Here is a 14191-nt window from a genome sequence, read left to right on the forward strand (position 1 = left end):
GATCCCGAGGGCGCCCTCGGCCGCCGTGCGGTGCGCCTCGGAGCCGGTGTGCGCGGCGTACGAGAGCAGCGCGCCCGCGGCGGCGGTCCAGCCGGCGGGGGTGGCGCTGTCGGTGGGGTCCTGGGGACGCCGGATCAGCCGCTCCGCGTCGTCGGCGGTGTCGAACAGCTGACCGTCCTCACCGGTGAAGCGCTCCAGCACGATGTCCAGCAGGAAGCCCGCGAATTCCAGCCAGGCACCCTCACCGGTGACCGAGGCGAGCGCCAGGAAACCCTCGGCGACATCGCCGTAGTCCTCCAGGACCCCGGAGTTGTCCCCGGCACGGCCGTCCTTCGACGTGCGGCAGAGCCGGGCGACGTCGCCCATGTGGACCCGCACCAGCAGGTCGGCGGCCTCGGTCGCCCGCTCGATCAGGTCCGGGCGGCCGAAATACGCCCCGGTCTCGGCGAGCGCGGCGATCGCCAGCCCGTTCCAGGCGGCGACGATCTTGTCGTCGCGCTCGGGACGCGCCCGCAGCTCGCGGGCCGCGAGCAGCCGGGCGCGTACGTCCGCGACCCGTGCGGTGTCGGCGGCCTGCGCCTCCCCGGTCCGCACGAGCCGCAGCACGGAGGAGCCCTCCTCGAAGGTGCCCTCCTCGGTCACCCCGAAGTGCCCGGCGGCGAAGGCGGCGTCCTCCTCGCCCAGCACCTCGCGCAGCTGCGCGGGCGTCCACACGTAGAACGCGCCCTCGACGTGGCGCCCCTGCGCGTCCTCGCTGTCGGCGTCCAGGGCGGAGGCGAAGCCGCCCTCGGCGGTCCGCAGCTCGCGCACCATGAAGTCGGCCGTCTCCAGGGCCACCCGGCGGGCCAGGTCCGATCCCGTGGCGCGCCACAGATGGGCGTACACACGGCACAGCAGGGCGTTGTCGTAGAGCATCTTCTCGAAGTGCGGGACGATCCACTCCCGGTCCACCGAATAGCGGGCGAAGCCGCCGCCGAGCTGGTCGTAGATCCCCCCGCGCGCCATCGCCGCACAGCTGTCGGCAGCCATCTGCAGGGCGCCCTCGGCACCCGTACGGGCGTGGTGGCGCAGCAGGAACTCGATGACCATGGACGGCGGGAACTTGGGCGCGCCGCCGAAACCGCCGTGCTTCTCGTCGTAGTCGCGGGTCAGCCGCAGCAGGGCCTGCGCCAGCTCCGCCTCGCCCGGCAGGCTCCCCTCCCCGGCGGTCAGGGAGCGGCCCGCCAGGTCACGGACGATGCGCCCGGCGACCTCGGCGACCTCCTCGCGCCGGTCGGACCAGGCGGCCACGACCCCTTCGAGGACCTGCTGGAAGGAGGGCATGCCGTGCCGGGGCTCGGGCGGGAAGTACGTGCCGAAGTAGAAGGGCTCGGCCTCGGCGGTCAGGAAGACGGTCATCGGCCAGCCGCCCTGACCGGTCGCGGCCTGCACGGCCTCCATGTACACGGCGTCGACGTCGGGCCGCTCCTCGCGGTCGACCTTCACCGGCACGAAGTGGGCGTTGAGGTAGCCGGCCGTGGCCGCGTCCTCGAACGACTCGTGGGCCATCACATGGCACCAGTGGCAGGAGGCGTAGCCGACGGACAGCAGAACGGGCACATCACGCCGCCTGGCCTCCTCGAACGCCTCGGGCGACCACGGCCACCAGTCGACGGGGTTGTCGGCGTGCTGGAGGAGGTACGGGGAGGTGGTCTGCGCAAGTCGATTGGCCATACACCCCATCCTCGCGCACCCGCCCTCACGAGACCCGTGCGCCACGGGGCGGGAGGCGAAGGGGCAGGCCGGGAGGGGAGCGCTTCAGAAGGCCGGGCGGTCCGGCGCAGGCGGACAGTGGGCTGACCCCAGCAGCAGTGCGACTGCCGGGGCTCCTCGAAGCCCGAAGGAGGTACACCATGTCCGCCGGGATGGCGGCGCCCGCGCGGATGCATACGCAGATCAGCGCGGAGCAGTACGACTCCTGGTCCGAGGAGCAGTGCGCCGGCATCGAGATCGTGGACGGGATGGCCGTCGTGAGTCCGGGCGCCTCCAAGCGCCACAACCGGCTGGCCCGCGTCCTGGCCAACGCCGCAGGCCCGGACTGGAACGCCGACACGGACTTCGGCGTCCGCCTGCAGGACGTTCCCCTCACCAACCGCCGCCCGGACGTCATCGTCTGCCGGGCGGAGACCATCGACCTCACGCCCACCCGCCCCGAGCGCATGCTCCTGGCCGTCGAGGTCGTGTCCCCCGGCTCGGAGACCACCGACCGGATCGTGAAGGTGGACCAGTACGCCAAGGTGGGCATCCCCTTCTACCGGCGGGTCGAGCAGGCGGCCACCGAGTTCCGATCGTCTCCACCTACGTCCTCGACCCCGCCACCAAGGCCTACAGGGACGGCGAGATGTTCACCGGCACGGTGAAGGCCACCGCGCCCTTCTCCCTCACGGTCGGTCTCGGGGTCGTGTAAGGACGGAGAGAGGACGCGCGGGGCGAGGCGTGGACGCGGTACTACCTCGGGCAGGCGCTGGAGGAGGACGGCGACACCGGCCAGGCGGTACGGGAGCTGGAGCGGGCCCGCACGATCTTCTCCCGGATGCGGGACGTGTACGGGCTGGCGTGTGCCCGCCACCACTCGGGGCGCGTCACCCGCGACCGGCGGGCCGCGCGGACGGGCAACCTGCGCGACTCCGGTTTCGCCCGGCAGCTCCTGGTGGGCGCCCGGGCGGACTTCCGGCGGATCGGGGTGCCCCACGGCGAGGCCTGGACCTGCCTGGAGCCGGCCCTGATCGACGGCGGGAACGACCGGGCGGCGCAGGCGCCGGAGCTCTGCGGCGAGGCCGTCGCCCTGTTCGCCTCGTACGGCGATGTGCGGGGCGGCGGACCGGGCGGCGTTCCTGCGCCGCACGCTGCTGCCGTACGCCTCGCCTGGCGGCAGCGAGGTGGGCACGGCGGTGGCCCAGCAGGAACTCACGGCCCCGCTGGAGGCCGCCCACCCGCTGCGGGACACCGGCCTGGAGGACTGCGCGGAGGCCTTCCGGGTGGTCCTGGACCGCGGGGTGGACCTGGACGACGGCTGGCAGGCCTGGCGGCTCGGCCTGACGCCGTCCCGGCGCGCCCGCGAGGTCATGGGGGTGCCGCTGGGCGTACGGCCCTGAGAGCGGCCCGTGGCGGGCCGGCTGCCCGGCCCCGCCGCGTCAGCTCCTGCCCGGAGCCTTCGCCGTGCCCGAGGCGGCCGTGCCCGAGGCGGCCGCTTCCGCCTTCCCGTCGGTGCCCGCGGGCTCCGCCGCCGGGTCGGGGGCCTCCTCGAAGTCGACCTTGCCCATGTGGCGGTTCATCGACTTCATCAGCAGCCACACCCCGACGGCGAGCGCCGCGAAGACGAGGAAGCCGAGGACGCCGGGAGTCACCTTGTTCTCGTCGAGCTCTTTGGCGGCGAGCGGAACGAACTGCGTCAGTGCCTGGGTCGCGTACATATCAGGCATTGTCGCGGATGCCCGCGAAGAGGTCGCTCTCGGGGAGGGAAGTAGCGACCAGGGACTTGGCCAGCTCGTACTCCTCGGTCGGCCAGACCTCCCGCTGGACGTCCATCGGGACCCGGAACCAGCCGCCGTCCGGATCGATCTGCGTGGCGTGCGCGATCAGCGCCTTGTCACGGATCTCGAAGAACTCGTCACACGGGATGTGCGTGGTCAGGGTGCGTTCGGCGCGCTCGAACTCCTTCCAGCGCTCCAGCCACTCGCCGTACGGGGACTCCAGCCCACGGGCGAGCAGCGCCTCGTGCAGGGCGACGGTGCGCGGCTTGTTGAAGCCCTGGTTGTAGTAGATCTTCTGCGGCTGCCAGGCCGGGCCGAACTCCGCCTCGGGGTACTTCTCGGTGTCCGCGGCTCCGTCGAACGCGATCATCGAGATCGTGTGGGTCTTGATGTGGTCGGGGTGCGGGTAGCCGCCGTTCTCGTCGTAGGTGGTGATCACCTGCGGCCGGAAGGCGCGGATCTTCGCGACGAGGCGCCCCGCCGCCGTCTCGTCGTCCTCCAGCGCGAAGCAGCCCTCGGGCAGCGGAGGCAGCGGGTCCCCCTCGGGCAGACCCGAGTCGACGAAGCCGAGCCACTCCTGCTTGACGCCCAGGATCTCGCGGGCCTCGTCCATCTCCTTCCGGCGCACCTCGTGGATGTTCGCCTCGATGTACGCGTCCCCCTGGAGCTTGGGATTGAGGATGGATCCCCGTTCGCCCCCTGTGCAGGTGACGACCAGGACGTCCACCCCCTCGGACACGTACTTGGCCATGGTGGCCGCGCCCTTGCTCGACTCGTCGTCGGGGTGGGCGTGGACGGCCATCAGTCGCAGCTGCTCGGTCAAGACTCGGTCCTCAGTGATTGGTCGCAATGGTCGGCTTCTATAGTGACTGAACCGGGGGGTGGAAAATTCCTCGATCTCCGTCACGGGAGGAACGATCATGGCAGCGGTTCGCGAGGCCTTGCCCGAGGGGCGCTACGGCCGGTCGCCGGATCAGCGCGCGGACCGCAAGCTGAAGATCATCGGCTCGGTGCTGGGTGTGGCCTTCCTCGCCATGATCGGCTGGTTCGGTTACGACTACGTGGCCGGCCAGGACCTCAGCGCCGAAGTCATCAAGTCGAAGGTCGTCTCGGACAGCCGCGCCGAGGCGCACCTGGAGGTCCGCAAGGAGCGGGACGCCGAGGGGCACTGCACGCTCCGCGCCCTGAGCGAGGACGGCGGGGAGGTCGGCCGGGCGGACTTCCGCTTCGACGAGCGCTCCGAGCGGATCGACGAGGTCGTCTCCCTGCGCACCACCTCCAGGGCGACGGCGGTCGAGCTCAAGGGCTGCGCCGCCGACAGCTGACCGCACCGGAGGGCGCGCGCCGGCTCCGGGGCCCGCGCCCCGCGCCGGCCTGCGCGGATGCGCGTGTGACGTTTTACCTTCTCCCCCTTTTCGCGCGGAATTGTTAGGCTCGTTGTTTCGCCCGCCCGTGGCAGCGCATGCTTGGGGCAGGGCGTTGCTTTGTATTCCCAGCACCGACGAGGAGCACCCTGTGACCCAGACCAGCGATAACGTCACCTGGCTCACGCCGGAGGCGTACAACCAGCTGAAGGCGGAGCTGGAGTACCTGTCTGGTCCCGCGCGCACGGAGATCTCCGTCAAGATCGCGGCGGCCCGCGAGGAGGGTGACCTCCGCGAGAACGGCGGGTACCACGCGGCCAAGGAGGAGCAGGGCAAGATGGAGCTCCGGGTCCGTCAGCTGACCCAGCTCCTGGAGCACGCGAAGGTCGGCGAGGCCCCCGCCGACGACGGCGTGGTCGAGCCCGGCATGGTCGTGACCATCGCCTTCGACGGCGACCCGGACGACACGGTGACCTTCCTGCTCGCCTCCCGCGAGTACGCGAGCACCGACATCGAGACGTACTCCCCCCAGTCCCCGCTCGGCACGGGCGTGAACGGCAAGCGGGTGGGCGAGGACGCGGAGTACGAGCTGCCGAACGGCAAGAAGGCCACGGTGAAGATCGTCTCGGCGAAGCCGTACCAGGGCTGATCCCCCGCAGCACGCATCACGGAGCCCCGGCCGCACGTGCGGCCGGGGCTCCGTCGTACCCGGACGCCAGGCCGGGCGGTGGTGCGCCGCGCGTCAGGACGGAAAGCCGGCCCTGGGCACGGCCCGTCCGGAAGGGGCTTCAGGACGTCGATGAGGTGCGAAGCGGGCGGCCTGGCCGTGCCGGACGCCGGGGGGGCGTGAGGCACGGCCAGTGATCACTCGCCGGCGCTCCGTCTGATCTCGTCGCGTACGGCGCGAACAGAACGAATGGCCGGGATCACCTTTCCGGACAGCGCCGCGATCTGGTCGAGGAGGAACCCCAGGAAAGTGACCCCTCCCGCGACCGCCCCTATGGCGACTGCCACCCAACCCGCGAGTTCCATGCAGCTCCTTCCGAGAGCGATCGGTCAGGCACCGGAGGCGCTTCCTCCAGTCCCCCCGAATCCGGAAAGAACGGCAACCGGGCACCTTGTCGGCACCGATCGGATCTCATCTGCGAACTGCACGACACGTGGGCCGAGTTCAGCGTACTTCGTCGGGCCCCGCCTGTCCGTTGCCCGGCGAACCGCGCCGGCCCGCAACGGCGGCCCACGGGGCGAGGGCCGGGCCGGCCGTCCGCGCCACCGCTCGCCGGGTCACGACCGGGCCCCCGGCCCGGCGTTCATCCACGTACGCCACGGGCGGGTGATCTCCTCGCGGTAGGTGTGGTGGGACGGGTTCCGCCCGGAGTGCGCGAGCGCCCACTCCTGCGGCTCCTCCCAGTCCTGGGAGCGCTCCGACTCCTCGGAGCAGACGACGCACCGGAGTGCGTACGTCACCGGCTCGGCGTCCGGCTCCCGGTCCGGGGCGAGGGTCCACGAGATGTGCCGGACGACGGCACGGACGGGCGTCACACCCGGCTCCTGGACCAGTGGTTGGCGATCGCCACGCGGGCGCTGAGCGCCTCCACCGGGGTCAGCTCCACGAGGGAGGCGGGATCGACCTCCCAGCGCTCGTCACCGGCCAGGGCGTGCAGGCGGTACGACCCCTCGGGGGCGCGCCGCACGATGCCGGTCCGGCCCGACTCCGTGTCCCGTATGACCGAGCCGGTCTTGATGCGAGGCTCCGCCCGCTCGTCACTCACCATGCCGAGGAAGCTACGCGGGGTAATCGTAGCGGGCCAGTCAGGCGCCGATGCAGTTTGGCCGACACGGCGTCAGAAGTGCATCACTGGCGTGCAGTTAGGTGAATACACCCAAGTGGGCTCCTACCTCACGCATCTCCGTCGTGAGGGTGCGGCGCCTCTTCGTGATCTCCTCGAAGGTGATCGCGGCAGACGACTGATGCCGGAACCACTCGGGCGCGATCTCATCGAGGTGTGACAGCTCCTCCATCGCGGCCGTGGGATCGCCCGTGCGGACGTAAGCACGAGCGAGATCAAGGCGATAGCGGTTACCGTCGTTCGTGCTCGGCCCTCCGAGCTGTTTCCACTGCTTCTCCTGGAGGTTCGGATCCTCCTTCGACTTCCGGATCACGGAACGCGCATCGCCCGTGATCATGTAGTCCTCGAGCTCCTTCATGGTGGCCGTGACGGGACCGAACATCGACCAGTGGCGCAGCAGGTTCCGGTGCGTCCTGCCCACCGCCTTCGCGGCGGTTCCGGCTGCTTTGCGTAGGGCCCTGGCTTCCTTCGGGCGGTTGTTCCGAGCCGCCGCAGCCGCCGCTTCCATCGCCAGACCGCCCCACGTCGCGTACTCGTCCGGAGTGGCCCCCATGATTTTCGGCTCGACGATGTCCATCGTCGCGACGGCGATGTCCTCGGCTTCGTCGAACCGCTCGGTACGCATGAGCAGCCAGCACATCCCGCCGACCCCGGAGGCGGCTACGAGGTCGTCTCCTGCCGCCTTGGCGTCTTCGATGGCGCCCCGCGCCGCCACATGAGCAAGGTCGAACTGTCTGATCTGTGTCAGGTAACGCCCGACCAGGCTCAGGACTTGCGAGCGGGCAACCAGCGCGTTCACGCGCTCCTCACCGGAGTCGTAATAGGTCACCGCGTCGTTCGCCGCCCTGATGAGCGTGGGCAATTCCGCAGCAATGCTCCGATAGGTGTCCCCGAAATACAGGACCGAGTTGTCATACGTCATACGGCTCAGGCGGCGCAGGTCCGGTTCATCACCCACGGGGGCCCCGGCGGGGGCAAGGCTGGGCGCAGGAGTGAGCGCAATGCGCAGCTCGCGCAGATTCTGACTGTTCGGGTCGTCATGCTTGACCGGTCGCGGAGGGCCGGCCGCCATCAGGTCCGAGGTCTTCACCTTGAGGGCTCGGGCAAGGGCGTGGAGCGTCTCCATACGGACGCCGTCACCGCCTTGCTCGATCCTGCGGACCGGTCCGACCGAGATGTCTGCCCGGTGAGCAAGCTGCTCCTGACTGAGCCCCGCAGCTCGGCGGTATTTTCGTAGGTTGTCTGCGAGTTCGTCGGACATGCGCCATCACCTCCCAGCCAGAGTAAGCCCTCCCGGGAAGCACAAACCCCCTTCAGGACTGGCCTGTCGGGGGTTCGGCGGTCGTGAGCTGTCGTCAACAAGCCGCAGCCGTCAGGCGGCTGCCTGGCGGTATTTGCGGACCGCCAGGGTCCGGAAGACCAGGATGATCAGGATCGACCAGATGATCGAGGCCCAGACCGGGTGCTCCATCGGCCACGCACCGGTGACCGACTTCGGCATGCCCGGCATCGTGTTCCCGAAGAGTTCACGGGCGCCCGCCACCGTGGCGCTGAAGGGGTTCCACTCGGCGACGTGCTGGAGGAACGTCGGCATGCCGGTGACCGGCACGAAGGCGTTCGAGATGAAGGTCAGGGGGAACAGCCAGATCAGCCCGCCGGAGGTGGCCGCTTCCGGGGTCCGCACGGACAGGCCGATCAGGGCGCCGATCCAGGAGAACGCGTAGCCGAGCAGGAGCAGGAGCAGGAAGCCGCAGAGCACCTTGCCGATGTTCTCGTGGGTCCGCCAGCCGACGATCAGGGCGACCCCCGCGAGCACGACGAGGGTGAGGGCGGTCTGGACGAGGTCGGCGAGCGTCCGTCCGGTGAGGACGGCACCCCGCGCCATGGGCAGCGACCTGAAGCGGTCGATCAGCCCCTTGTGCATGTCGTCCGCGATGCCCGCGCCGGCGCCCGCGGTGGCGAAGGTGACGGTCTGCGCGAAGATCCCGGCCATCAGGAACTCCTTGTACAGCTGCGGGTCGGTGGAGCCGCCGATGCTGATCGAGCCGCCGAAGACGTACGTGAACAGCACCACGAACATGACCGGCTGGATGATCCCGAAGAGCAGCATCTCCGGGATCCGGCTCATACGGATCAGGTTGCGGCGTGTGATCACCAGGGAGTCGGCCACCGATCGGCTGATCGCCCCGCGCGTTTTGAGCGGCCCCGGGTTCGCCGCGTCCGTGACGGCACTCACTGCCCGTCCTCCTTCCGGCCCTCTGCGGCCTCGGTCGATGCGTCCTCGCCGTTCCTCCCCAGCTCCGCGGCATGGCCGGTGAGCGAGATGAAGACGTCGTCGAGGGTGGGGCGGCGCAGGCCGATGTCGTCGATCTCCACGCCGTGGGTGTCGAGGTCGCGGATGACCTCGGCGAGCAGTTTGGCCCCGCCGGTGACCGGGACGGTCAGCTTGCGGGTGTGTTCGGCGACGGAGATCTCCCCCTTGCCGTACGAGGCGAGCACCGAGCGGGCGGGGCCGATCTGGTCGGGCTGGTGGACGACCACCTCGACGCGTTCGCCGCCGGTACGGGCCTTGAGCTGGTCGGAGGTGCCGCGGGCGATGACCTTGCCGTGGTCGATGACGCAGATGTCGTGGGCGAGGTGGTCGGCCTCCTCCAGGTACTGCGTGGTCAGCAGCAGCGTCGTGCCGCCCGCGACGAGGTCCTGGATGACCTCCCACAACTGCTGCCGGTTGCGCGGGTCGAGCCCGGTGGTGGGCTCGTCCATGAACATCACCGGCGGGGAGACGACGAGGGCCGCCGCCAGGTCGAGGCGGCGGCGCATGCCCCCGGAGTACGTCTTCGCGGTGCGGTCGGCGGCATCGGCGAGGTTGAACCTCTCCAGGAGGTCCCCCGCCCGCTTCTTCGCGTCGCGCGAGCTCATCTGGTAGAGCTGTCCGACCATCTGGAGGTTCTCACGGCCCGTGAGGTACTCGTCGACGGCGGCGAACTGGCCGGAGAGGCCGATCGAGCGGCGGACCGCGTCGGGGTCCTTCAGTACGTCGATGCCCGCCACGACGGCCCGTCCGCTGTCGGGCCGCAGCAGAGTGGTCAGGACCCGCACGACCGTGGTCTTGCCGGCGCCGTTGGGCCCCAGCAGGCCGAGGACCGTTCCTTCGGGCACGTCGAGATCGACACCGCCCAGTGCTCTTACGTCGCCGAAGGTCTTCACCAGACCTTCGGCGTAAATGGCGCCTGGCATACGGGATTCCCCCAGTTGCTCTCGCGTGCGTTCCTGTGCGGATCGTAGGGTTTCCGGCCCCGGGAGACCGGGAACACCGGGATGTCCGGCGATGCAAGGTAACGCGATACATCGTGTCCGGCAACCGGTTTACCGCCAGGGCTCCCGGTGCTCAGACCCTCACCAGGTAACCGGCCTCCCGCAGCGCCGCGGCGACCTCCTCGCAGTGCTCCGGCCCCTTGGTCTCCAGGTGGAGTTCCACTTCCGCCTCGGTGAGCCCGAGCCGGGGATCGGTCCGTACGTGGCTGATGTCGAGCACGTTGGCGTCGGCGACGGTCAGCGTGGCGAGCAGCGCGGCCAGCGCTCCGGGCCGGTCGGTGAGCCGCAGCCGCAGGCTCAGATAGCGGCCCGCCGCGACCATGCCGTGCGTCAGGATGCGCTGCATCAGCAGCGGGTCCACATTGCCGCCCGACAGCACGGCGACGACGGGCCCCCGGAACGCCTCCGGATCGCTCAGCAGCGCCGCGACCGGGCTCGCCCCGGCCGGCTCGACGACCATCTTCGCCCGCTCCAGGCACAGCAGCAGGGCACTGGAGAGCTCGTCCTCGGAGACCGTACGTACCTCGTCCACCAGCTCCTGGACCAGTGGGAACGTGAGGTCGCCGGGCCGCCCCACCTTGATCCCGTCGGCCATGGTCTGCACCGCGTCGAGCACCACCGGATGCCCGGCGGACAGCGAGGGCGGATAGGCGGCCGCGCCCGCCGCCTGGACGCCGACGATCCGGACGTCGGGGCGCAGCGCCTTCACCGCGACCGCGATGCCCGCGGCGAGACCGCCGCCGCCGATGCCGACGACGATCGTGCGGACCTCCGGGCACTGTTCGAGGATCTCCAGGCCCACGGTGCCCTGCCCCGCGATGATGTCCGGGTGGTCGAAGGGGTGGATGAAGACGGCGCCGGTCTCCTCGGCGTACTCCTGGGCGGCGGCCAGCGTCTCGTCCACCACATGCCCGTGCAGCCGGACCTCCGCCCCGTACTCCCGGGTCGCGGCGACCTTCGGCAGGGGCGCTCCGACGGGCATGAAGACCGTGGAGCGTACGCCGAGCAGCGAAGACGCGAGTGCGACGCCTTGCGCATGGTTTCCGGCACTGGCGGCCACGACTCCGGCCGCCCGCTCGACGGGGGTGAGGCCGGAGATCCGTACGTACGCGCCACGCAGTTTGAACGACCCGGTGCGCTGGAGGTTCTCGCACTTGAGGTGGACCGGCGCACCGACGAGGGAGCTGAGGTGGCGGCTGCCCTCCATCCCGGTCGTTCTGGCGACCCCGGACAGCATCTTCTGCGCTCCTCGGACGTCGTCGAGGATCAGCGGAGGAAAGGGGCCTGACGTACGGAAGGTCATGACCGTAAGTCTTGCAGCTCGGGACGGCCGGGGCCGTCGCATCTCAGGGTGGCCTGCGGGGGTGTCCACAGGTTTGTGCAGCGCTGGTACACGTTGCCCCGGGGCCGCGTACTCTGTCCCCCACCCATCCGACACCGTACGAAGAGAGCCCCCGGCCATGCCCCCTCAGGACATGACGACTGCTGCGTCTCCTTCCGGGGGCGCGGCCCCCGGACATCCGGGAACGGACCACCTGCTCGACGCCCTTCAGCACCAGGTGGCCGTTTTCGCCCGCCGTGCCGAGCAGACCCGCCTCGGCGGTGTCGGCCAGGTCCGCAACTCGATGGACCGGGCGGCCTATCTGCTGCTCAACCGGCTCGACGTGGAAGGCCCCATGGGCGTCAAGGCGCTGGCCGCGGGCATGGGGATCGACTCCTCGACCGTGACCCGGCAGGTCGCGCCGCTGGTCGACACCGGCCTGGTCAAGCGCACCTCGCACCCGGAGGACGGGCGCGCCGTCGTGCTGCAGTTGTCGCCGCGCGGCCAGTCCCGCCTGGAGGAGGTCCGCGCCTCGCGGCGCGAGCTGATGGCCCAGGTGACCGGCGAGTGGACCGAGGAGGAGCGCGACACGTTCTGCGCCCTGCTGACCCGGTTCAACGCGTCACTGGCGATCCGGCAGGCGGCGCACCAGCCGGCGCAGGAGAACTGAGCGGGGCCCTTTTCCTGCCTGTGCGTCGGGTTTCCTGCCTGTGCGTCGGGCTGATCGGATCTACGCTGGAGGGGCCTGCACGTGTGAGTGGAGGAGGCCGGCATGACACGGAAAACCGCCGACTGCCGTAGGTATCCGAGCGTCTCGAACTGCACCCTCACCCTTTCCGGTGAGGAGGACGAAGTCGTCCGGGCCGCCGCCGAGCACGCCGTCTCGGTGCACGCGCACACGGACGGCCCGGAACTGCGCGAGCAGATCCGGGCCTCGCTGGAGGACGAGAAGGCCGCTGTCTGACCGTCGTGCGCGCCGCCCGGCGGCTCGGGGCCCGTGTCCCCGGCCGCCGGGCGGAGCCGTGTCAGCCGAGGGCCTGCGTGAGGTCGGCCAGCAGGTCGTCGGCGTTCTCGATGCCGACGGACAGCCGGACGAGGTCGGACGGCACCTCCAGCAGGGAGCCGGCGGTGGACGCGTGCGTCATCCGGCCCGGGTGCTCGATCAACGACTCCACTCCGCCGAGCGATTCACCGAGCGTGAAGAGCTTCGTCCGGTTGCAGACCTCGACCGCCGCCTCCTCGCCGCCGGCGACGCGGAACGACACCATCCCGCCGAACGCCTTCATCTGCTTGGCGGCGATCTCGTGCCCGGGGTGCTCCGGGAGCCCCGGGTAGAGGACCTGGGTCACCTCGGGGTGCCGGGTCAGCAGGTCGGCGACCTTGGCCGCGTTCTCGTCGTGGCGGTCCATGCGGACCGCGAGGGTCTTGATGCCGCGCAGGACCAGCCAGGCGTCGAAGGGCCCGGCCACGGCGCCCATCGCGTTCTGGTGGTACGCCAGTTCCTCGGCCAGTTCCGGGTCGCTGACGACGAGCGCGCCGCCGACGACGTCCGAGTGGCCGCCCATGTACTTCGTGGTGGAGTGCACGACGACGTCGGCGCCGAGCGAGAGCGGCTGCTGGAGGTAGGGGCTGGCGAAGGTGTTGTCGACGACGAGCCGCACGCCCGCCTGCCGGGCCACTCCGGCGACGGCCGCGATGTCGGTGATGCCGAGCAGCGGGTTCGAGGGCGTCTCCACCCAGATCGCCTTGGTGCGCGGGGTGAGGGCCGCCCGGACCGCGCTCACGTCCGAGGTGTCGGCGACCGAGAACTCCACGCCCCAGCGCGAGGCGACCTTCGCGAACAGCCGGAACGTGCCGCCGTAGGCGTCGTTCGGGATGACCACGTGGTCCCCGGGCGTCAGCAGCGTACGCAGGAGGCAGTCCTCCGCGGCCAGTCCCGACGCGAAGGCGAGACCGCGGCGGCCGCCCTCCAGCGCCGCCAGGTTCTCCTCCAGGGCGGTGCGGGTGGGGTTGGCGCTGCGGCTGTACTCGTAGCCGCCGCGCAGTCCGCCGACGCCGTCCTGCTTGTATGTGGACACCTGGTAGATCGGCGGGACCACGGCGCCGGTGAGGGGATCCGCCGTGTTGCCGGCGTGGATCGCAAGGGTCTCGAAGCTGTGCTGGTCGCTCATGGGGCCCGAGCGTAGTTCGTCGGGCGGGGAGTTACGGGGCACTCGCCGCTCGGTTACCCGTCCGGGGACAATGGACCGCATGGAGATTCTGTGGTTCCTGCTCGCCCTGTGCATGCTCGTCGCCGTCGTGGGCCCGGTCATGCTGCGGCGCCGCGGCGGTATCCGCCAGGTCGCGCCCGGTTCGCCCGATGCCGCCGACCCGGACACCTACGGTTTCGCGCGTCAGGAGGAGCTGGACGTCCGGATGCCGGGTCCCGACCAGGACCTGCTCGACGTGCTCGACGTCGTCCAGGGCACCGGGAGCTGGCGGGCCGCCTCCCAGCTGCTCGCGGGCACGCCGAAGGAGAGCGAGGTCCGCTGGCAGCGGGTGCAGGCGTTCGCCGGCGCCGCTTCCCTGGAGCTGGCCCAGCGGCCGGGCGCCGGCGGGGCGTGGCTGCGGGCCTGGCGGGCGGAGAAGCCCAAGGACCCGGGTGGGGCGGCCGTGCACGCGGAGTTCCTGGTGCAGCAGGCGTGGCGTACGTCGGCACCGGGGACGGACGAGTTCCGGATCATCATGGAGGAGGCGCGGGCGGCCTGCGGTGACGCGGCGCTGCTGGCTCCGGGCGACCCGATCCCGTACATCATCGAGCTCTCGGTGGCCCGGGGGCTGGCGTACTCG

At 70.8% G+C, this 14191-nt stretch carries 15 protein-coding genes and 3 pseudogenes; 7 read left to right on the plus strand and 11 right to left on the minus strand.

Features of this window, described 5'->3' with window-relative positions; all coding sequences use genetic code 11:
- Positions 1–1713: thioredoxin domain-containing protein (locus VN520_RS17785; RefSeq protein ID WP_325747910.1), on the minus strand; the 1713-nt coding region annotated here is incomplete at its 3' end.
- Positions 1714–1892: 179 nt separating this feature from the next.
- Here VN520_RS17785 and VN520_RS17790 point away from each other — a divergent pair.
- A pseudogene (locus tag VN520_RS17790) lies at positions 1893–2446 on the plus strand (Uma2 family endonuclease).
- A 9-nt stretch (positions 2447–2455) separates the two neighbouring features.
- Positions 2456–3134 (plus strand): annotated as a pseudogene (locus VN520_RS17795) (hypothetical protein); the annotation flags it as partial.
- A 39-nt stretch (positions 3135–3173) separates the two neighbouring features.
- Here the strand turns inward: VN520_RS17795 and VN520_RS17800 are convergent.
- Both VN520_RS17800 and mca read right to left on the minus strand, forming a co-directional pair.
- Positions 3174–3452 carry a hypothetical protein gene (locus tag VN520_RS17800; RefSeq protein ID WP_325747911.1) on the minus strand — a complete coding sequence of 93 codons (279 nt, stop codon included), beginning with the start codon at positions 3450–3452 and terminating at the stop codon, positions 3174–3176.
- Position 3453: 1 nt separating this feature from the next.
- Entirely contained in the window at positions 3454–4335 is an 882-nt protein-coding gene (mca, locus tag VN520_RS17805; RefSeq protein WP_325747912.1) for a mycothiol conjugate amidase Mca, read from the minus strand.
- A gap of 97 nt (positions 4336–4432) precedes the next feature.
- Between mca and VN520_RS17810 the strand changes: the two genes are divergently transcribed.
- Both VN520_RS17810 and greA read left to right on the plus strand, forming a co-directional pair.
- A complete protein-coding gene (locus VN520_RS17810; RefSeq protein ID WP_325747913.1) occupies positions 4433–4837 on the plus strand; it encodes a DUF4307 domain-containing protein in 405 nt (134 codons plus the stop codon).
- Positions 4838–5027: 190 nt separating this feature from the next.
- Positions 5028–5525, plus strand: a complete 498-nt coding sequence (greA, locus tag VN520_RS17815; protein WP_325747914.1) for a transcription elongation factor GreA — start codon at positions 5028–5030, stop codon at positions 5523–5525.
- A gap of 215 nt (positions 5526–5740) precedes the next feature.
- Here greA and VN520_RS17820 read toward each other — a convergent pair whose 3' ends face one another.
- The 7 genes from VN520_RS17820 to ilvA all read right to left on the minus strand — a co-directional run bounded on the left by VN520_RS17820 (position 5741) and on the right by ilvA (position 11344).
- Entirely contained in the window at positions 5741–5908 is a 168-nt protein-coding gene (locus tag VN520_RS17820; RefSeq protein WP_325747915.1) for a hypothetical protein, read from the minus strand.
- A gap of 252 nt (positions 5909–6160) precedes the next feature.
- Positions 6161–6418 carry a hypothetical protein gene (locus tag VN520_RS17825; RefSeq protein ID WP_325747916.1) on the minus strand — a complete coding sequence of 86 codons (258 nt, stop codon included), beginning with the start codon at positions 6416–6418 and terminating at the stop codon, positions 6161–6163.
- On the minus strand, positions 6415–6651 hold the full coding sequence (locus tag VN520_RS17830) for a hypothetical protein (protein WP_325747917.1): 237 nt from the start codon (positions 6649–6651) through the stop codon (positions 6415–6417). The genes VN520_RS17825 and VN520_RS17830 overlap by 4 nt, the downstream gene beginning before the upstream one ends.
- Before the next feature lie 94 nt (positions 6652–6745).
- Positions 6746–7987: a helix-turn-helix domain-containing protein gene (locus tag VN520_RS17835; protein WP_325747918.1), complete on the minus strand. Its 1242-nt coding sequence runs from the start codon at positions 7985–7987 to the stop codon at positions 6746–6748.
- A gap of 111 nt (positions 7988–8098) precedes the next feature.
- Positions 8099–8908 (minus strand): ABC transporter permease, encoded by an 810-nt coding sequence (locus VN520_RS17840; protein WP_414719877.1) that lies wholly within the window; start codon positions 8906–8908, stop codon positions 8099–8101.
- A gap of 50 nt (positions 8909–8958) precedes the next feature.
- On the minus strand, positions 8959–9963 hold the full coding sequence (locus VN520_RS17845) for an ATP-binding cassette domain-containing protein (RefSeq protein WP_325747920.1): 1005 nt from the start codon (positions 9961–9963) through the stop codon (positions 8959–8961).
- 151 nt (positions 9964–10114) lie between these two features.
- Positions 10115–11344, minus strand: coding sequence for a threonine ammonia-lyase (ilvA, locus tag VN520_RS17850; RefSeq protein ID WP_325747921.1), 1230 nt, complete (start codon positions 11342–11344; stop codon positions 10115–10117).
- A 157-nt stretch (positions 11345–11501) separates the two neighbouring features.
- Here ilvA and VN520_RS17855 point away from each other — a divergent pair, with 157 nt between their 5' ends.
- Positions 11502–12032: a MarR family transcriptional regulator gene (locus VN520_RS17855; protein WP_325747922.1), complete on the plus strand. Its 531-nt coding sequence runs from the start codon at positions 11502–11504 to the stop codon at positions 12030–12032.
- Between the two features lie 102 nt (positions 12033–12134).
- A complete protein-coding gene (locus VN520_RS17860) occupies positions 12135–12326 on the plus strand; it encodes a DUF1059 domain-containing protein (RefSeq protein ID WP_325747923.1) in 192 nt (63 codons plus the stop codon).
- Positions 12327–12387: 61 nt separating this feature from the next.
- Here the strand turns inward: VN520_RS17860 and VN520_RS17865 are convergent, their stop codons facing one another.
- Positions 12388–13533 (minus strand): cystathionine gamma-synthase, encoded by a 1146-nt coding sequence (locus VN520_RS17865; protein ID WP_325747924.1) that lies wholly within the window; start codon positions 13531–13533, stop codon positions 12388–12390.
- 79 nt (positions 13534–13612) lie between these two features.
- Here VN520_RS17865 and VN520_RS17870 point away from each other — a divergent pair.
- Positions 13613–14191, plus strand: a pseudogene (locus VN520_RS17870) (hypothetical protein); the annotation flags it as partial.

The organism is Streptomyces sp. (assembly GCF_035563135.1).
GTDB lineage: Bacteria > Actinomycetota > Actinomycetes > Streptomycetales > Streptomycetaceae > Streptomyces.

Coding starts and splice junctions, on each gene's coding strand:
- VN520_RS17820 (WP_325747915.1), bottom strand. CDS start 5,908: ATGGAACTCGCGGGTTGGGTGGCAGTCGCCATAGGGGCGGTCGCGGGA.
- VN520_RS17800 (WP_325747911.1), bottom strand. CDS start 3,452: ATGTACGCGACCCAGGCACTGACGCAGTTCGTTCCGCTCGCCGCCAAA.
- VN520_RS17835 (WP_325747918.1), bottom strand. CDS start 7,987: ATGTCCGACGAACTCGCAGACAACCTACGAAAATACCGCCGAGCTGCG.
- VN520_RS17860 (WP_325747923.1), top strand. CDS start 12,135: ATGACACGGAAAACCGCCGACTGCCGTAGGTATCCGAGCGTCTCGAAC.
- VN520_RS17845 (WP_325747920.1), bottom strand. CDS start 9,963: ATGCCAGGCGCCATTTACGCCGAAGGTCTGGTGAAGACCTTCGGCGAC.
- ilvA (WP_325747921.1), bottom strand. CDS start 11,344: ATGACCTTCCGTACGTCAGGCCCCTTTCCTCCGCTGATCCTCGACGAC.
- VN520_RS17830 (WP_325747917.1), bottom strand. CDS start 6,651: ATGGTGAGTGACGAGCGGGCGGAGCCTCGCATCAAGACCGGCTCGGTC.
- VN520_RS17810 (WP_325747913.1), top strand. CDS start 4,433: ATGGCAGCGGTTCGCGAGGCCTTGCCCGAGGGGCGCTACGGCCGGTCG.
- VN520_RS17865 (WP_325747924.1), bottom strand. CDS start 13,533: ATGAGCGACCAGCACAGCTTCGAGACCCTTGCGATCCACGCCGGCAAC.
- VN520_RS17855 (WP_325747922.1), top strand. CDS start 11,502: ATGCCCCCTCAGGACATGACGACTGCTGCGTCTCCTTCCGGGGGCGCG.